Source organism: Gulosibacter sp. 10, from assembly GCF_900163695.1.
Lineage (GTDB): Bacteria > Actinomycetota > Actinomycetes > Actinomycetales > Microbacteriaceae > Gulosibacter.
On the sequence record NZ_FUIC01000054.1, the window covers coordinates 24,857 to 41,653 of the forward strand.

Genomic DNA, 16,797 nt, shown 5'->3' on the forward strand with positions numbered 1-16,797 from the left:
TAGCATATGGGCCATTCGCGATCAGGTGAGGAGCGTGCGGACTCGTGGCAGTCATCCGGGTGAATCAGGGGCATCGGGGGCCCACCCTCCTCGAAGCGCTGCAGCGGGCGACGGGCGCCGATACCGTGCTGCTCGGCGAGGGCGTGCACGTCGTCGATCCGGTCTACGTCGGCTCGGCCCGGATAGCGGGTCGCGGCGACCCGGAGCGGACGGTCCTGCAGACGAGGATCGAGGTGCGGGGAGCGCTGCGCCTCGAGGACCTCACGCTCCGGGCCCCGCATTTCGACAACGCGCTGCAGCTCGCCGACGGTGCGCGCGCGGAGCTCCGGAACGTCGTGATCCAGGGCGACCCGGCGGCCAAGTACCCCGCGATCTACGACGAGGGCGGGGCGCTCGTGCTGCGGGGCTGCACGGTCCGCTCCGGCGACGAGCGGGAGGCGGCCGTCTTCGCGAAGGCGGGCGCGACTGTCGAGGCCGACGGGACGGCGATGCCGGTGCTCCGGCTCGAGGGCGCGACCGCGAACCTCGCCGATGTCCGCTGCGCCGCCATCATGGCCGCGGACCGGTCGAGGGTCACCGCCACCGGTACGACCCGACTCGCCCCCGCCGCGGACCGGCGCTGCCTCGTGCTGCAGAACGAATCGGTCGCGGTCCTCCAGCATCTGCGGCAGGACGAGGGGCCGTTCGAGGCGCTCTGCGAGGACAGCTTCCTGCAGCTGGACGCGATCGACGGGCCGGAGGGGCGCCGGCTCACGGTGATCCGCACCGGCGCATCCACGCTCCGAGCGCCCGAGGGATCGGTCACCGACACCGGGGCCGTCCCGGCTCCGCCGCCCGAGCCCGAGGCGCCGCGGGCCCCGAAGGTGGTCCCGTGGCGCGCGGCCGACGCCCGTCGGTTCGCGGAGGCGGTGGCTCCCGCGCTCGCGCCGGGCGACACGGTGCTGATGGAGGAGGGCGAGTACTTCCTCGAGGATCACGACGGCCTGCTCCGCATCGGGGTGGACCTCGCGGGGCGGGGCCGGGTCGAGGCGACGGTGCTGCACGGGTCGCTCGCCCCCATGGCGGGAGGCGAGGTCGCGATATCGAACCTCACCATCCGCCCGCCCGAGGGGCGGAACGCGCTGTACGCGACGGAATCCGCCACCACGACGCTGACGAACGTCGTGCTCGAGACCGAGCCGACGGGGGAGTACCCGGCCATCTACGCGGAGGCGAGCACCGTGCGGCTCCTCGACAGCGAGGTCGTGTGCGGCACGGACTCGATCTCGGGGGTGGTGACGCTGATCGGCGCCGGGACCCGGCTGGAGGCCAGGGGTTCGCTCGTCGGCTGGCTGCAGGCGACCGAGGGCGCCGCGGCGTCGCTCGACGACTGCAGCGCGGTGCAGATCTGCGCGATCGGCGGCAGCACCGTCGAGTCGACGAACGGCCTGACCCTGTACGGCAACGAGGCCGGACAGCGCGCCGTCTACGCGGCCGGGGGCAGCACGGCCCGGTTCGAGCGCATCGCGACCGAGGACGCCGGCCTCGAGCTCGGCGCCGAGGCGAGCACCGTGATCGTCGACCGGGTCGAGGCTCCCGAGGGCGGCGGCATCCGGGTGGTCGACGACGGTGATGCCCACGTGGAGGTCGCCGGCGAGCCCGTCGGCGCGGAGGAGGAGCCCGCGGGGGACGAGCTTGCGGAGGAGGAGCCCGCGGCGGATGAGACGGGCGCGGCCCCCGAGCCGGTCCGGGCCCGCCCCGGGGGCGGCGAAGAGGCCCAGGCCGCCGAATCGGCGGCTCCCGAGGCCGGGGCGGAGTTCTCGGGCGATCACGCGTCCCCGGAGGGCGAGGCCGAGGATCCGCTTGCCGAGATCGGCCGGCTCACCGGGCTCGCCAGGGTCAAGGAGCAGATCGAATCGTTCACGAGGATGGTGGAGTTCAACCAGCGCCGGCGGCGCCAGGGGCTCAAGACCACGGACCTGACCATGCACAGCGTCTTCCTCGGCAACCCGGGCACGGGCAAGACCACGGTGGCGCGGCTGCTGCAGCAGGCCCTCTACCGCGCGGGAGCGGTGGCCAGGGACAAGCTCGTCGAGGTGCAGCGCCGGGATCTCGTCGCCGAGCACCTCGGCGAATCCGCCAATCTCACGCAGGCCGTGCTCGAGCGCGCCCGCGGCGGGGTGCTGTTCATCGACGAGGCGTACTCCCTCTACCAGGAGCGGAACAACGAGTTCGCGCAGGAGGCCGTGGACACCATCCTCACGTTCATGGAGAACAACCGCGATGAGATCGTGGTGATCTTCGCCGGGTACACCGACCGGATGCAGGACTTCCTGCAGATGAACCCCGGCCTGCAGTCGCGCATCCCCAACCGCTTCGACTTCGAGGACTACAGCGCCGAGGAAGTCGCGGAGATCGGCTACCGGCAGCTGCTCGACGAGGAGTACCGCGTCGACGAGGACGAGTACCGGCGGGCCGTGATGGCGGAGTACCGCCGGAGCAACGATCGCAGCAACGGGCGCTGGGTGCGCAATTTCAACGAGCGGCTCGTCAAGCAGATGGCGCGCCGGGTCGTCGACGGCGACGACGAGGACACCCAGACCATCACCGCCGCCGACCTCGCCGAGACCGCGGGCGGCGACACCGCGCGGAAGGCCGAGAGCGCGGAGGAGCTGCTGCAGGAGCTGGACGGCCTCGTCGGGCTCGAGCCGGTGAAGTCCTGGGTGCGCGATCTCACGCGCGAGGCGGAGGCGAATGCGCGGCTGGCCCAGCTCGGCGCCGGCCTCGAACGGCCCACCTACCACATGGTCTTCACGGGCAACCCCGGCACCGGCAAGACCACGGTGGCCGACATCATCGCGAGGCTGTTCTACAACCTCGGCATCCTCGCGACGCCCACGGTGAAGGTCGTCGACCGCTCCGATCTCGTGGGCGCGTTCATCGGGCACAGCGAGCGGAACACGACGAAGGCCATCGACGAGGCGATGGGCGGCGTGCTGTTCGTGGACGAGGCCTATCAGCTGCACGTCGAGGGCACGACGAACGATTTCGGTCGGATGGCCATCGAGACGTTCATGACCCGGCTCGAGAACGACCGCGACCGGTTCGTCGCGATCTTCGCCGGCTACACGGACGAGATGGACGCGTTCCTCGGCGCGAACCCCGGGCTGCGCTCGAGGATCCCGCTGCGGATCGAGTTCCCCGACTACACGCCCGAGGAGGTCGCGCGGATCGTCGTCGTGAGGCTGGCCCGGGTCTGGCGCTTCGACGAGGCGCTGCTGGCGGGGATCGCGGCCGGGCGGTACGCCTCGCTGCCGGAGGCGGAGCGCTCGAACGGCCGATGGGCCCGGAACTTCGCGCAGGAGGTGGAGAAGGCGCACAAGCGATGGCTCGTCGAGAACGACGCGACCGGCGACGAGGCGATGCGCATCCGCGATGCGGTGATCCGCGGGTTCGAGGCCGATCCCGCGTAGCGGTTCCGGGCTCTCGGCGGGCGGCCGGTGCGCGAGGGCGAGGCCGGCGCCGGGATCCGTCTAGGATGGATGCCGTGCCGACTTAGCTCAGCTGGCAGAGCATCTGTCTTGTAAACAGAAGGTCGCGGGTTCGATCCCCGCAGTCGGCTCCAGGCTTCTCCCGTACCGGGACGCGTGTGCGTGTCCCCGCGCGGGAAGCGTCGATGAAGACCGGAAGAGGGGACCGCATGCTCCGCACCGTACTCGGCGGCAAGATCCACCGGGCCACCGTCACCCAGGCCGACCTGCACTACGTCGGCTCGGTCACGATCGACGCCGACCTGGTCCGAGCGGCGGGATTCGTCGAGGGCGAGCAGGTGCAGATCGTGGACATCACGAACGGCGCGCGGCTCGAGACCTACGTGATCGAGGGCGGGGCCGGGGACGGCCGCATCTGCATCAACGGTGCCGCGGCGCACCTCGTGCAGCCCGGCGACCTCGTGATCATCATGTCCTACCTCCTGGCCGAGGAGGCGGAGCTCGACGGATACGCGCCGCGGGTCGTGCACGTGGACGCGGACAACCGCATCCTCGCGCTCGGGGCCGATGCCGCCGAGCCCGTCCCCGGCGCGACGGACCAGCGCTCCTCGCGCCGCGGCTGAGCGCTGCGCCATCGCGGCCGCGCCGCCATGTCTTCGGGGTCGGCCGCGTCGCTACACCATCGGGATCGGCTGCGCCGCGGGGCCGACGAGCACGGGCTCGGCCTTCGCGGCGACGGGCGCCAGCGAGGCCTGCACGAGGATGGGGAGGTGGTCGGACTTGCTCTGGGGGAGCGTGCGGACGTCCTCCACCTCGAAGCCCTTGGAGGTCGCGAAGTCGTAGTGCCCGCGCAGGACGCGGTAGCGCGAGTAGGTGCTGCGGTCGCTCTTGCTCAGCGTGTATCCCTGCGTGCGGAGGCGGTCGGCCAGGGAGCGCTGGAAGAACGGGTAGTTGTAGTCGCCGGCCATGAGGGCGGGCAGTCCCTCGCCCAGGTCGTGCATCTCCGAGAAGGCGGTGGTGATCTGGTGGCGCCGCAGCGAGTTGAGCGCGGTGAGCGGCGCCGCGTGGAACGACGCGAGGACGACCTCCTGCTCATACTTGGCGTCGAAGGCGCGCACCGCGATGAGCCGCTCGTGCGCGGGCTTCATCAGGCGGTCGTGCAGCGACTTCCTGAGCGCCACGACCCGCAGGTCCCGGGTCCGGAACCGCTCTGGGCGCAGGTACATCGCGAGTCCCAGCCGGTTCTGCGCGGTCGCCTGCACGAGGCGGAGATCGGCGATGCTGCGGGGGAGGAGCGCCGTGTGCGCCTCCTGGATGCAGAGCGCATCGGGATCATGGATTGCGACGATCGATTCGAGATCGGACACCGCGCTGTGATTTCGCAAGTTATAGCTGATAAGCCTCATCGCCGGCGAGCCTAGCCCCGGTTGCTGGCAGAACGGGGTGAGTCGGACGGGCCGTCGATCCGGCCGTCCGGGCGGCTCGGCGCCCCGTGTCGGAATATTGCGCGGTCTGACGCCCGATGACGGCGGGGGTTCATCCGGCCCTGCGGCGCTCGTAGTCTGCGGGCACGGAACCCCGAAGGAGGCCGAGAGCCATGATCCAGCACCGCCCCGGGCGCGCCCCGCGCCCCGCAGTCGCACGTCCCCGCCACGCGCTCGCACGGCTGCGCGCCTTCGTACGGCTGCGCGCCTTCGTCTCGACGCTGCGCGAGCCCATCGCGCTCGGCGCCCTGCACGGCACCGTGGACCCCGCGCTGCTGCCCGCGTGGGACGGCGGGCTCAGCGAAGCGTGAAGCCGGTCCGGGCCGCGATCCGACGCACCCGTGCGTCGTCGCGGTCCGGGTTCAGCGCGTCGAGGTCGATCGCGTCGAGCGGCTCGCGCTCGAGCACCCGGGCCAGCGCCGACGCGTCGAGTTCGCGGGAGTCGCGCTCGAAGGCATCGGCGATCGCGGCCGGCGACCACTTGGCGATCCTGCCGAGCATCCAGGCGCCGCCGAAGCTCGACTCCCGGTCGCTCTGGGCCCGTCCCGCGCTGCACTACGCTTGCATCGTTCCGCGGGCGGGCAGGTCCCGCCGCATTCGAGAAAGCAGCGACGAGCCATGTCCACCAAGAGGATCTTCGCGGGAGACCCGCGCTTCCGACTCAGCATCCACCGCCCGCGGGTGGCCGTCCTCGGCGGCGTCGCGCTGTTCTGCCTCATCGCGATCATCCTGGCCGCGCTGAACTTCGACGCCCTCGTGGTCTGGGCCCGCGAGAACGCGGGCGACGGGCGGCGCCAGGGGCCCGGTTACCTGGTCATGGCGGCCTTCGCGGTGCCCGGCGTGCTCGGGTTCTTCTTCGGCTTCGCGGCGCTCGCGGGGCGGTTCCGGATCACCACGGCCGCGGGGCATCGGCTCAAGCTCGCGGGCAACAGCCGCGTCGCGGCCGGCCCCGGCGCCGTCGAGCAGATCCGGCAGGACTTCGGCTCGGGGGATCCCGGCCGCTTCATGCGCTGGATGAAGAGCACCGTGCGCGAGGGCGGGGTGCTCATCAGCGTGTACCGCGACGTCGAGAACGGGGAGGGCTACGTGACCCTCGCGGTCGACAAGCACCGCGGCGAGCCGCTGCCGGTCATCGCGCTGCCCGCGGCCGCCGCCGAGCCCCTGTACTCGGCGCACGACGCCCCGGCCTGATCGGGCGCCGCTGCCGCCGGCGGCCGGGGCGCCCGGGGCTGCGCGGTTCAGGCGGGGCCCACGCGGATGGCCGAGGATGGTGCGGGAAGACTCCGAAGGGGGAGGACGACATGGTGGATCTCAACGAGCTCGCGTACTCGCACCTGCAGGCCGCGCGCGAGAGCGAGCACGGCCGCAGCGCCGAACTCGTCGCGCACGATCACGAGCTGCGGCAGACGATCCTCGCGCTGCCCGAGGGCGGGCGCCTGCCCGAGCACAACTCGCCGCCGGCGGGCAGCATCCAGGTGCTCGTGGGGCGCCTCCGGGTCGAGACCGAGGACGGCGAGCTGCAGGAGATCGGGGAGAACGAGCTGCGGGTGCTGACGCCGCAGCGGCATTCGGTACTCGCGCTCGAGGACGCGGCCTTCCTGCTGACGACCGTCACCGGCGTCGACCGCGAGTCCGACTGAGACGAGTCGGCCCGGGCCGAGCCCGCCCGGGGCCGGGCGCCCCGCGATCAGGCGGCGTTGGGCGTGAACTCGAGGCTGAGGGAGTTCATGCAGTAGCGGTCGCCCGTGGGCGTGCCGTAGCCGTCGGGGAACACATGCCCGAGGTGCGAGCCGCACTTCGCGCACAGGACCTCGACGCGGCGCATCCCCAGCGAGCGGTCCTCGCGGTGCTCGACCGCCTCCGGCCGTAGCGGCTCCCAGAAGCTCGGCCAGCCGCAGCCCGCGTCGAACTTCGTCTGGGCGGCGAACAGCTCGTTGCCGCACGCCCGGCAGGAGTACATGCCCGGCCGCGCCTCTTCGAGCAGCGCGCCCGTGAAAGGGCGCTCGGTGCCGGCCCGGCGCAGCACCTGGAACTCCTCGGGATTGAGCGCCTGCCGCCACTGGTCCTCGGTTCGCTCGACTTCGTAGGTCATGACGACTCCTCTCGATCCCGGAAAGTCTACGCGCCGGATGCGCGCCGACCGGGGCCCTGTCTGCGTTGTCCCAAGAGACAACGCCTAAGATTCTGGGGAATTCCATCGGCGGACGATTGGGGGAGACGGATGGCCGAGCAGACGCATGCCGCCGACGACGCCCCGCATGAACCCGAGGGCGCGGGTGCCCCGCCCGACCCGCGACCCGAGGACGGCCCGCTCGAATCCGAGCGGGCCGGCGCCGCGACGGAGTCGGACGCCCTCACGGATCTCGAGCGGGGCATCCTCGAGTTCGAGGAGGCCCATCCCCGCCACTCGCGGGCGAAGGAGGACGCGATCCGCGCCGACTTCGGCTATTCGCCGACCCGGTACTACCAAATACTCGGTACGCTCATAGAATCGCCGGTCGCGCTGGTCGAGAACCCGCTCCTCATCGGGCGGCTGCGACGCATCCGTGACCGGAAGAGGGATCGGCGATACCGTGCATCCTAGAATTCACCAGCCCACCCCACGTCCGACGAAAGAATCTGCCTCGTGAAGTACCCCAAAGATCGCTTCGACGACTTCCCCTCCAGCCTGAAGCGGCGCGGGGCGCACCGGGCCCCGCGCACCCGTGCATCGAAGCTGTCCTCGTGGCTCATCGCCGCGGTGTCCTTCGTGCTGCTGGTCGGCATCGGCGTCGGCGTGATGTGGATGATCGACCGCCAGGTGCAGTTCACCTCGCAGGCGATGGAGGACCAGCAGGAGCAGACCGAGACCACCCCGCCCGCCACGGGCGAGCCCGAGCCGACGCCCACCGAGGAGGAGGTCGTCGCCGAGCACGACCCGGAGGTGCCGGTGACGGTGCTGAACGGCGCGGGCATCGGCGGGCTGGCCGGCGCCGCATCCGACGTGCTCTACGCCAACGAGTGGAACGTCGTGCTCGTGACCGACGCCGATTCCTCGGATAACGCCACGACCACGATCGCGGCGGGCAGCGAGGACGAGCTGCCGGCGGCGATGGCGCTGGCGGAGGACTTCGGCTTCGGCGAGGCCGTCGTCGACCCCGAACTCGCGCAGCCCGGCGAGATCGTCGTCGTGGTGGGCCAGGACGGCTCGGGTCTCGTGGAATAGGCGGCGCCGTCGGCCCGGGAGCGTCGCGGCGATGCGCCCTCCCGAGCGGGACGGGAGTTCGCCACCAGCGGACCGCGGGGCGCTTGCTTGCACTCTCGGGGTGAGAGTGCCAACATGGTCCTTGGCACTCGATTCGCTCGAGTGCTAAACCGCTGAACCACCACTTACGTCCCGAAAGGACGACGAATATATGTCGAAGATGATCGCCTTTGATGAAGAGGCCCGTCGCGGTCTCGAGCGTGGTCTCAACACGCTTGCCGACACCGTCAAGGTCACCCTTGGACCGCGCGGCCGTAACGTCGTGCTCGAGAAGAAGTGGGGCGCACCCACGATCACCAACGACGGCGTCTCCATCGCCAAGGAGATCGAGCTCGAGGACGCCTACGAGAAGATCGGCGCCGAGCTCGTCAAGGAGGTCGCCAAGAAGACCGACGACGTCGCCGGCGACGGCACGACCACCGCGACCGTCCTCGCGCAGGCCCTCGTCAAGGAAGGCCTCCGCAACGTCGCCGCGGGCGCCGACCCGATCTCGGTCCGCCGCGGCATCGACAAGGCCGTGGAGGCTGTCACCGAGCACCTCTTCGCCACCGCCAAGGAGGTCGAGACCAAGGAGCACATCGCCGCCACCGCCTCGATCTCGGCAGCCGACCCCCAGATCGGCGAGATCATCGCCGAGGCCATCGACAAGGTCGGCCGCGAGGGCGTCGTTACCGTCGAGGAGTCGAACACGTTCGGCACCACGCTCGAGCTCACCGAGGGCATGCGCTTCGACAAGGGCTACCTCTCGCAGTACTTCGTGACCGACGCGGACCGCCAGGAGGCGGTCTTCGAGGACGCCTACATCCTCATCGTCAACAGCAAGATCTCGAACGTGAAGGACCTCCTTCCGGTCGTGGACAAGGTGATGCAGGCCGGCAAGCAGCTGCTCATCATCGCCGAGGACGTCGACGGCGAAGCGCTCGCGACCCTCGTCGTGAACAAGATCCGCGGCATCTTCAAGTCGGCCGCCGTGAAGGCCCCCGGCTTCGGCGACCGCCGCAAGGCCATGCTGCAGGACATCGCGATCCTCACCGGCGGCCAGGTCATCTCGGAGGAGGTCGGCCTCAAGCTCGAGAACACGACCATCGACATGCTCGGCCGTGCGCGCAAGGTCATCATCACCAAGGACGAGACCACCATCGTCGAGGGCGCCGGCGAGGCCGACGTCATCGAGGGCCGCGTCGCCCAGATCAAGGCCGAGATCCAGAACACCGACTCGGACTACGACCGCGAGAAGCTCCAGGAGCGCCTCGCCAAGCTCGCCGGCGGCGTGGCCGTCATCAAGGCGGGCGCGGCCACCGAGGTCGAGCTCAAGGAGCGCAAGCACCGCATCGAGGACGCCGTGCGCAACGCGAAGGCCGCCGTGGAAGAGGGCATCGTCGCCGGTGGCGGCGTCGCGCTCGCCCAGGCCGGCGAGGCCGTCTCGAAGCTCGAGCTCCTGGGCGACGAGCAGACCGGCGCGAAGATCGTGAAGTGGGCCCTCGACGCCCCGCTCAAGCAGATCGCGCTCAACGCGGGTCTCGAGGCGGGCGTGGTCGCCGAGCGCGTCCGCAACCTCGAGGTCGGCCACGGCCTCAACGCCGCGACCGGCGAGTACGTCGACATGGTCACCTCGGGCATCCTCGACCCGGTCAAGGTCACCCGCTCGGCGCTGCAGAACGCCGCGTCCATCGCCGGCCTCTTCCTCACCACCGAGGCGGTCGTCGCCGACAAGCCGGCCCCGGCCAACGCCGCACCGGCAGCCGACCCGACGGGCGGCATGGACTTCTAGTCCGAACCTCGAACGACAAGCGGGCGGTACCTCCGGGTACCGCCCGCTTTCGCATTCCCGCCGCGCCGCGCACCGGCGCCCGGCCTCCGGCCCCGCTCAGAGCGTGAACAGCCGGATGACGTCGTTCTCGGTCGTGCCGTAGTGGCTCGCCGCCGCGCCGAGCGCGTTGTTGAGCTCGCTGATCGCGGCCTCCACCTGCGCCTGCGTGCCGCGCCACTTCTCCACGCAGTGCTGGAACTGCACCGAGGCCTGACCCTGCCAGGCCGACTCCATGCTGGTCAGCTGGGTCGTGAGCTGGCTCGTATGCGTCTCCACGGCCTGGATCTCGGTGTATGCGGCCGCCATCGTGGCGTTGAGCTGGTCTGAATCGACGGTAAAACGCGCCATGTCCTTCTCCCTGTCCGGTAGCCCCCGCGCGTCCTGAGCGCGGGCGACGCCACCAACCTAGGCAGGAAGGAGGCCGGCGGGCGGCGGAGGGCTACTGCGCTGTGGAGCCCTGCTCATCCACAGGCGGACTGGTGAGCAGCGGGAACTGCAGCCGGAACGTCGCGCCGCCGCCCGGCGTATCGACGACGTCCACCGAGCCCTCGTGGGCCTGCATGATGGCCGACACGATCGCGAGCCCGAGGCCCGTGCCGCCCGTGTCGCGGTTGCGGGAGCTGTCGGCGCGCCAGAAGCGCTGGAAGATCTTCTGCCGCTCCTCCTCGGTGACCCCGTCGCCGTGGTCGATGACCTCGATCGTCGCGAGCTTGCGCGGCACGTCCACGACCACGCCGAGCTCGAGCGGCGTGCCGTCCGGCGTGTAGCGCAGGGCATTGCCCACGATGTTCTGGACGGCCTGGCGCACCTTGTCGCTGTTGCCGTAGATCATCGCGGGGATCTCGCCCTCGTCCTCCTCGATGGGCGGCTCCGGGGCGTCGACCGGTGCGGGGGCCGCGGGCGGCACGATCTCCGTCTCGGCGGCGGACTCGGGCTCCGCGGCCCCGTTCCTGCCGCCGCGGCGCAGGCGCGGGAACTTCGGTGCCAGCGCCCGCACCAGGCGGAAGCGGTTGCGGGGCTCCTCAGCCGCAGGCTCGTCCTCGGCGGAAGCGGAATCCTCGGGCGGGAGCTCGGGCTCCTCCTCGACGTCGAAGTCCCCGGGGCGCCCGAAGGCGCTGCCGCGGGGATCGTACTCGTCGTCCTCCGTCTCCACCACGCGCACCGGCAGCACGCGCACGCGCCGGTTCGGCGCCTGCGCGTTCGTGTCCATCGCTGAGTCCTCGGCGAGGGGCTCGAGGTCGATCACGTCCTTGGGCATCTCGCGGTCCTCGTCGAGGCGCGCGAGCTGCAGGAGGTCCTCCACGAGGCCGCCCATCCGCTTCGCCTCGCCCTCGATGCGATCCATCGCCCCGTCCACCTTCTCGGAGTCGTCGAGCGCCCCCATCCGGTAGAGCTCCGCGTAGCCGCGCACGGTCACGAGCGGCGTGCGCAGCTCGTGCGAGGCGTCGCCGACGAACCGGCGCATCTGGGTGATGGTCCGATCGCGCTCGTCGAGGGCCGAGTCGATGCGCCCCAGCATCGTGTTCAGCGCCCGCGAGAGGCGCCCGACCTCGGTGTTGGGCGTGGCCTCGGGCAGGCGCTGATCGTAGTCGCCGGCGGCGAAGGCCATGGCCGTCGACTCCACCTTGCGCAGCGGCTGCAGCGTCGCCGAGACGAGCAGGCGGGTGAGCGCCGCGGCGAAGATGAGCACCGAGAGCCCGAACCCGAAGAAGATCGCGAGGAAGCTCGCCATCGTGGCGTTCACGCTCGAGAGCGGCATCGCCACCACGAGGGTGCCCGACACGGTATCGGCGGCGTACTGGTCCTCGCGCACCGTCACCACGCGCCACGGGGCGCCCAGCCCGTCCCGGATCTCCTCGATCGGGTAGGTGGGGGCGTCCGGGTCCACCGACTGGCCGAGCCCGAGCTCATCCGTGTTCGGGGCGATCGAGCGCGGGCGCCCGATCCAGTTGTCGACGAGCAGCCGGCCCTGGTCGTCGAGTACCGCGACGTAGTAGGGCTGCGGCGCGGTGCGGATGTACTCGTAGGTGAACTGGCCGCTGTTCGCCTCGCTGCCGATCACGAGCGACGGGTCGGCGGCGATGGAGCGCAGGTTGGCGTCGAGCTGCCCCACGAGCGTGGGGCGCAACAGCAGCGTGGTGCCGGTGCCCGCCACGATGAGCGAGAAGGCGAGCAGCACCACGTTGACGATCGTCAGCTGGTTCCGAAGCGAGAACTGGTTCCAGCGCAGCCGGCGCTTGGACACGAAGGGTCAGGCCTTGGAACCCGGAAGCTTGAGCATGTACCCGAACCCGCGCTTGGTCTGGATGAGCGACTCGCTCGTGTGCGCGTCCAGCTTGCGGCGCAGATAGGAGATGTAGGACTCGACGATGCCGGCGTCGCCGTTGAAGTCGTACTCCCACACGTGGTCGAGGATCTGCGCCTTCGAGAGCACCCGGTTGGGGTTGAGCATGAGGTAGCGCAGCAGCTTGAACTCGGTGGGGCTGAGGTCGATGGGCTCGTCGTTGATGAACACCTCGTGCGTGTCCTGATCCATCGTGAGCTCGCCCACGCGGATCACGGCCTCCTCCTCGCTGTGCATCGTGCGGCGCAGGATGGCCTTGATGCGCGCGACGATCTCGTCGAGGCTGAACGGCTTCGTGACGTAGTCGTCGCCGCCCGCGTTGAGACCCTCGATCTTGTCGTCTGTCGTGTCCTTCGCGGTGAGGAAGAGGATGGGCGAGGCGTAGCCGGAGGCGCGCAGGCGCTTGGTCACGCCGAAGCCGGACATATCGGGAAGCATGACGTCCAGCACGATCAGGTCGGGCTCCTCGTCGATCACCGCGGCGATCGCGCCGGCGCCGTTCCCGACGGTGCGAACCATGAACCCGGCGAAGCGCAGGCTCGTGGAGAGCAGCTCGCGGATGTTCGGCTCGTCGTCAACAACAAGGATCTTGGGTCCACCATCAGTCATGGAAATCAGTATCGTCCTGCTCTGCTGAGGAATTTCTGGTTGTGTCGAGGGAATCGGCGTCGAGGATGGAGTAGGCGTAGCCCTGCTCCGCGAGGAACCGCTGGCGGTTCTGCGCGAAGTCCTGGTCCACGGTGTCGCGCGAGACGATCGTGTAGAAGGAGGCCGAGACCCCGCTCGAGGACGGGCGCAGGAGCCGGCCGAGGCGCTGCGCCTCCTCCTGGCGGGAGCCGTAGGAGCCCGAGATCTGGATCGCGACCGAGGCGTCGGGGAGGTCCACCGAGAAGTTCGCGACCTTCGAGACCACGAGCACCGGGTCGTCCCCGTTGCGGAAGGCCTCGTAGAGCTCCTCGCGCTCGGAGGTGGGCGTCTGGCCGGTGAGCCTGGGCACGTCGAGCCGGTCCGCGATCTCATCGATCTGGTCGAGGTACTGGCCGATGACGAGGATGCGCTCGCCCTCGTGCCGCTCCACGAGGCGGCGCACCACGTCGAGCTTGATCGGGGCCGTGGCGGCGATGCGGTAGCGGTCCTCGTCGCTCGCGGAGGCGTAGCCCATGCGCGTCTCGTAGGGCAGGTCCACGCGGATCTCGAAGCACTCGGCGGGGGAGATGAAGCCCTGCGCCTCGATCTCCTTCCAGGGGGCGTCGAATCGCTTGGGGCCGATGAGCGAGAAGACATCGCCCTCGCGGCCGTCCTCGCGCACGAGCGTCGCGGTGAGCCCCAGGCGGCGGCGCGCCTGCAGGTCGGCGGTGAGCTTGAACACCGGCGCGGGGAGCAGGTGCACCTCGTCGTAGACGATGAGTCCCCAGTCGAGCGCGTTGAGCAGCGAGAGGTGGGCGTACTTGCCCTTCCGGCGGGCGGTGAGGATCTGGTAGGTCGCGATCGTGACCGGCTTGATCTCCTTGGACTCCCCGGAGTACTCGCCGATCTCCTCCTCCGTGAGGGAGGTGCGCCGCAGCAGCTCGGAGCGCCACTGGCGCGCCGAGACGGTGTTCGTGACGAGGATGAGCGTGCTCGTCCCCGCCGCGGCCATCGCGCCGGCGCCCACGAGCGTCTTGCCCGCGCCGCAGGGGAGCACCACGACGCCGGAGCCGCCCTCGAAGAAGTTGTCCACCGCGTCCCGCTGGTAGTCGCGCAGCGACCAGTCGCGCTCGTCGAGCTCGATCTCGTGCGGCGTGCCCGGCGTGTAGCCCGCGAGGTCCTCGGCGGGCCAGCCGAGCTTCACAAGCTGCTGCTTCAGCGAGCCGCGCGCCCAGTCCTCGATGCGCCAGCCGTCGACGGTCGGGGAGGCGAGCATGGGCTTGATCTGCTTGTGGTTCGCGACCTGGCGCATCACGGCCTCGTCGGCCGAGCGCAGCACGAGGCCCTCCTCGTCGCGTTCGATCGCGAGCCGGCCGTAGCGGTTCACGGTCTCGCGGAGGTCGATCGCCACGGAGTCCGGCACGGGGAACTTCGCGTACTCGTCGAGGGTCTCGAGCATCTCGTCGGCGGTGTGCCCCGCCGCGCGCGCGTTCCACAGCCCCAGCCGCGTGATGCGGTAGGTGTGCACGTGCTCCGGCGCGCGCTCGAGCTCCGCGAAGACGGCCAGCGCGTGGCGGGCCTGCTCGGCGTCGGGATGCGCGACTTCGAGCAGTACGGTTCGGTCGCTTTGCACGATGAGGGGTCCGCCAGCCATAAGGGGCAATTCTACTCCGGATTATGGTCGCGGCTGGTCGGTACGACTCCGCAGAACGACCAGCCGTGGCCACGATTCGGCGGGGTGGGATGGGGCGGGAGCTATTCCTCGATGCTGAGGATGGCGCGGGTGGGGACGGTGCGCTCGACATCGGCATCGAGGTCGATGGCGCGCAGCCGCTGCGTGTTCACGGCCACGGGCACCAGCGCGAGGGTCACGGCCTCCTTGCCGGGCACGTCGATGCGCACCCGCACCTCGGCCTTGTTGCGGCGCGCGAGCTCGAGCCGCCGCTGCAGCCACGTGATGCGGTCGTCGGCGTGGTCGCCCTCGGCGGCCTGCCCGGCGAGCTCCGCCGCGGCGCGCATCGCCGTGGGCGTGGCCAGCGGGACGTGCGGCTCGGCGGTCTCCTCGAAGGGCTCCGGCACGAGGCGGTGCTCGGCGTCCTCGAGCACCGCGGGGTAGCGCGCGTCGAGCAATGCGGCCAGCGCCACCCGGGGCGGGAGCCGCGTGGAGAGCTCCTCGCCCGCGCGCTGCAGCCCGAGCGTGCCGAGCGCGGTGTCGACCTCGATCGCGTCGCGGAGCTCCTCGCTCTCGGCGCGGACGCGGGTCGAGATGCCCGAGCCGGTGTCGTGCGCGCGGACGCGCACGCGGCCGTGCTGCGCCGCGGTGCTGCCGATCAGGTAGTCGACGGGCTGGGGGATGCCGGTGAGCGAGACCTCGGCGAGCAGCGCGCGGATCTCGTCCTCGGTCATGCCGGCGTTGAGCGCGCGGGTGACGGAGGCGGGGGTCAGCCGGTACTCGCTGGCCATCGCGCGGTTCTCGAGCCGGGCGACGCGGCGCAGCCGCAGGTCGAGCTCCCCCTCGAGGGGGCCCGGCGCCAGGATGCTCTGGTCGGGCTGCACGTAGACCTGCTCCACCGGCGCGGGCAGGTGGGCGGCGAGGATGCCGACCGCGCCGTCGAGATCGTCGTCCAGCGCCCGTGCGCCGAGGGGCGTGAGCGCGCCGCGGTCGAGCATCCCGAGCGCCTCCGCATCCGCGAGCACGGACTCGCCCTCCGCCTCCGGGAGCGCGCCGGCCGCGAGCCGCACGCCCGCGGACTCCGCGAGGGCGCGCACGCCGTCGAGGCGCAGCTCCCCGAGCCAGGTCTCGACGAGCGCGCGCCAGCGCTCGGCGACGGGGCGGATCAGGAAACCGTGGCCGCGCTCGGTGAGTCGCCACACCTCCTGCGAGGGCGCGATGAGCCCGGCCTCGAAGAGCCAGCGGTAGGTCGAGTCCACGATGTGCGGATCGCGGTCGAGCTCGGCGGCGATGCGGCGGAGCTCGACGCCGCTGAGGCGCAGCCGCTCGCGGGCGTGGTGCACGGCCCGCGACTCGGCCGCGATGAGCCAGAGCGCGTCGTTGGCGAGCTGCGTGGCGGCGTGCGCGGCCTCCGTCCCGGCCGCCTCGGCGGCGAGCTCCGCGTCGTCCCAGGCGGGCGGCTCGGGCAGCAGCGCGTCCAGCTGCCGCGAGGCCTCGGGCAGCAGCGCGACCGTGCCCGCCTCGGGATCCTCGACCACGGCGAGCTGCAGGGCCGCCGCGTGCGCGAGCGCCTCGGGCGCGCCGGTGCGCAGCCCCCGGAGCGTCGGCCAGTCGAGGCGCTCGAGCGCGCTCGCGATGTTGGCGGGCGACTCGAGCCATTCCGCGAGGTCGAGCAGGTCCTCCATGCCCCGGGCCTGCACCCGCCTCGCGCGGAGCAACCGGGCGAAGCCGTCCTCGTCGAGCGAGCGGAGCGACGCGAGGATGCGCAGGGAATCGGGAACGGGCGGCACGGTGCTACTGCTCGCGGCCGGCCCGACGGTTCGAGATGACGCGGATCAGCAGCAGCGCGACGACGAGGATGAGGGCCACCGGGAAGCCCCAGTAGGCGACGAACATGGAGGCGTTCCATACCCACAGGTGGCTGGTCGCGTAGTCGACGCCGAAGAGCGGGGCGAGGAGCACCGTGAGCAGCCCGATGAACGCGAGGATCGCGATGCCGGTGGCGAGATACGCGAGGATGCGCTCGACGAGCGGGTATGCGGGTTCGGCCTTGGCTTCGGTGTTCACCCGGCCAGTTTAGTCGACCCGTTGCGCGAATGGGCGGCGCGGTAGGATGAACGCATCGCGCGCGGCGGCGCGCAGGCAC

17 protein-coding genes and 1 tRNA gene are annotated in these 16,797 nt (G+C 71.1%); 9 read left to right on the forward strand and 9 right to left on the reverse strand.

Translation table 11 applies throughout. The features are described from left to right. Positions 1-44: 44 nt before the first annotated feature. The 3 genes from FM112_RS16415 (at position 45) to panD (ending at position 4,093) form a co-directional block, all read left to right on the forward strand. Entirely contained in the window at positions 45-3,452 is a 3,408-nt protein-coding gene (locus tag FM112_RS16415; RefSeq protein ID WP_087009535.1) for an AAA family ATPase, read from the forward strand. A 76-nt stretch (positions 3,453-3,528) separates the two neighbouring features. Continuing rightward, positions 3,529-3,604 (forward strand) — tRNA-Thr (locus FM112_RS16420). 75 nt (positions 3,605-3,679) lie between these two features. Continuing rightward, positions 3,680-4,093, forward strand: a complete 414-nt coding sequence (panD, locus tag FM112_RS16425) for an aspartate 1-decarboxylase (RefSeq protein WP_087009536.1) — start codon at positions 3,680-3,682, stop codon at positions 4,091-4,093. 51 nt (positions 4,094-4,144) lie between these two features. Here the strand turns inward: panD and FM112_RS16430 are convergent, their stop codons facing one another. Beyond that, positions 4,145-4,876 carry an endonuclease/exonuclease/phosphatase family protein gene (locus FM112_RS16430; RefSeq protein WP_087009537.1) on the reverse strand — a complete coding sequence of 244 codons (732 nt, stop codon included), beginning with the start codon at positions 4,874-4,876 and terminating at the stop codon, positions 4,145-4,147. A 191-nt stretch (positions 4,877-5,067) separates the two neighbouring features. Here FM112_RS16430 and FM112_RS16435 point away from each other — a divergent pair, with 191 nt between their 5' ends. Beyond that, a complete protein-coding gene (locus FM112_RS16435) occupies positions 5,068-5,265 on the forward strand; it encodes a hypothetical protein (RefSeq protein WP_087009538.1) in 198 nt (65 codons plus the stop codon). Here FM112_RS16435 and FM112_RS16440 read toward each other — a convergent pair. Next, positions 5,252-5,455, reverse strand: coding sequence for a hypothetical protein (locus FM112_RS16440; protein ID WP_087009539.1), 204 nt, complete (start codon positions 5,453-5,455; stop codon positions 5,252-5,254). The genes FM112_RS16435 and FM112_RS16440 overlap by 14 nt on opposite strands. A gap of 117 nt (positions 5,456-5,572) precedes the next feature. On the opposite strand from FM112_RS16440, the gene FM112_RS16445 reads away from it, so the two are divergent. Beyond that, entirely contained in the window at positions 5,573-6,145 is a 573-nt protein-coding gene (locus FM112_RS16445; protein WP_087009540.1) for a hypothetical protein, read from the forward strand. A gap of 110 nt (positions 6,146-6,255) precedes the next feature. After that, positions 6,256-6,594, forward strand: coding sequence for a cupin (locus tag FM112_RS16450; protein WP_087009541.1), 339 nt, complete (start codon positions 6,256-6,258; stop codon positions 6,592-6,594). A 47-nt stretch (positions 6,595-6,641) separates the two neighbouring features. Here the strand turns inward: FM112_RS16450 and msrB are convergent, their stop codons facing one another. Beyond that, positions 6,642-7,046 carry a peptide-methionine (R)-S-oxide reductase MsrB gene (gene msrB, locus FM112_RS16455; protein ID WP_087009542.1) on the reverse strand — a complete coding sequence of 135 codons (405 nt, stop codon included), beginning with the start codon at positions 7,044-7,046 and terminating at the stop codon, positions 6,642-6,644. A 129-nt stretch (positions 7,047-7,175) separates the two neighbouring features. Between msrB and FM112_RS16460 the strand changes: the two genes are divergently transcribed. The 3 genes from FM112_RS16460 to groL all read left to right on the forward strand — a co-directional run bounded on the left by FM112_RS16460 (position 7,176) and on the right by groL (position 9,969). Further along, positions 7,176-7,538: a DUF3263 domain-containing protein gene (locus tag FM112_RS16460; RefSeq protein WP_087009543.1), complete on the forward strand. Its 363-nt coding sequence runs from the start codon at positions 7,176-7,178 to the stop codon at positions 7,536-7,538. Positions 7,539-7,580: 42 nt separating this feature from the next. Beyond that, positions 7,581-8,159, forward strand: coding sequence for a LytR C-terminal domain-containing protein (locus FM112_RS16465; RefSeq protein WP_087009544.1), 579 nt, complete (start codon positions 7,581-7,583; stop codon positions 8,157-8,159). Positions 8,160-8,349: 190 nt separating this feature from the next. Then, positions 8,350-9,969, forward strand: a complete 1,620-nt coding sequence (gene groL / locus FM112_RS16470; RefSeq protein WP_087009545.1) for a chaperonin GroEL — start codon at positions 8,350-8,352, stop codon at positions 9,967-9,969. Positions 9,970-10,065: 96 nt separating this feature from the next. On the opposite strand, the gene FM112_RS16475 is transcribed toward groL, so the two are convergent. From FM112_RS16475 to FM112_RS16500, 6 genes are all read right to left on the reverse strand, one after another. Further along, positions 10,066-10,356, reverse strand: coding sequence for a WXG100 family type VII secretion target (locus FM112_RS16475; RefSeq protein ID WP_087009546.1), 291 nt, complete (start codon positions 10,354-10,356; stop codon positions 10,066-10,068). 91 nt (positions 10,357-10,447) lie between these two features. After that, a complete protein-coding gene (locus FM112_RS16480; protein ID WP_087009547.1) occupies positions 10,448-12,253 on the reverse strand; it encodes a cell wall metabolism sensor histidine kinase WalK in 1,806 nt (601 codons plus the stop codon). 6 nt (positions 12,254-12,259) lie between these two features. Beyond that, on the reverse strand, positions 12,260-12,961 hold the full coding sequence (locus FM112_RS16485) for a response regulator transcription factor (RefSeq protein ID WP_087009548.1): 702 nt from the start codon (positions 12,959-12,961) through the stop codon (positions 12,260-12,262). Further along, positions 12,954-14,633: a DNA repair helicase XPB gene (locus FM112_RS16490; RefSeq protein ID WP_087009549.1), complete on the reverse strand. Its 1,680-nt coding sequence runs from the start codon at positions 14,631-14,633 to the stop codon at positions 12,954-12,956. The genes FM112_RS16485 and FM112_RS16490 overlap by 8 nt, the downstream gene beginning before the upstream one ends. 101 nt (positions 14,634-14,734) lie before the next feature. Then, positions 14,735-16,441 (reverse strand): helicase-associated domain-containing protein, encoded by a 1,707-nt coding sequence (locus FM112_RS16495; protein WP_087009550.1) that lies wholly within the window; start codon positions 16,439-16,441, stop codon positions 14,735-14,737. A gap of 4 nt (positions 16,442-16,445) precedes the next feature. Then, on the reverse strand, positions 16,446-16,718 hold the full coding sequence (locus tag FM112_RS16500; protein ID WP_087009551.1) for a hypothetical protein: 273 nt from the start codon (positions 16,716-16,718) through the stop codon (positions 16,446-16,448). Positions 16,719-16,797: the final 79 nt, after the last annotated feature.

Bases quoted from the DNA above. Each gene is read 5' to 3' on its own strand.
- panD (WP_087009536.1), top strand. From the start codon at position 3,680: ATGCTCCGCACCGTACTCGGCGGCAAGATCCACCGGGCCACCGTCACC.
- FM112_RS16430 (WP_087009537.1), bottom strand. From the start codon at position 4,876: ATGAGGCTTATCAGCTATAACTTGCGAAATCACAGCGCGGTGTCCGAT.
- FM112_RS16435 (WP_087009538.1), top strand. From the start codon at position 5,068: ATGATCCAGCACCGCCCCGGGCGCGCCCCGCGCCCCGCAGTCGCACGT.
- FM112_RS16440 (WP_087009539.1), bottom strand. From the start codon at position 5,455: ATGCTCGGCAGGATCGCCAAGTGGTCGCCGGCCGCGATCGCCGATGCC.
- FM112_RS16445 (WP_087009540.1), top strand. From the start codon at position 5,573: ATGTCCACCAAGAGGATCTTCGCGGGAGACCCGCGCTTCCGACTCAGC.
- FM112_RS16450 (WP_087009541.1), top strand. From the start codon at position 6,256: ATGGTGGATCTCAACGAGCTCGCGTACTCGCACCTGCAGGCCGCGCGC.
- msrB (WP_087009542.1), bottom strand. From the start codon at position 7,046: ATGACCTACGAAGTCGAGCGAACCGAGGACCAGTGGCGGCAGGCGCTC.
- FM112_RS16460 (WP_087009543.1), top strand. From the start codon at position 7,176: ATGGCCGAGCAGACGCATGCCGCCGACGACGCCCCGCATGAACCCGAG.
- groL (WP_087009545.1), top strand. From the start codon at position 8,350: ATGTCGAAGATGATCGCCTTTGATGAAGAGGCCCGTCGCGGTCTCGAG.
- FM112_RS16475 (WP_087009546.1), bottom strand. From the start codon at position 10,356: ATGGCGCGTTTTACCGTCGATTCAGACCAGCTCAACGCCACGATGGCG.
- FM112_RS16485 (WP_087009548.1), bottom strand. From the start codon at position 12,961: ATGACTGATGGTGGACCCAAGATCCTTGTTGTTGACGACGAGCCGAAC.
- FM112_RS16490 (WP_087009549.1), bottom strand. From the start codon at position 14,633: ATGGCTGGCGGACCCCTCATCGTGCAAAGCGACCGAACCGTACTGCTC.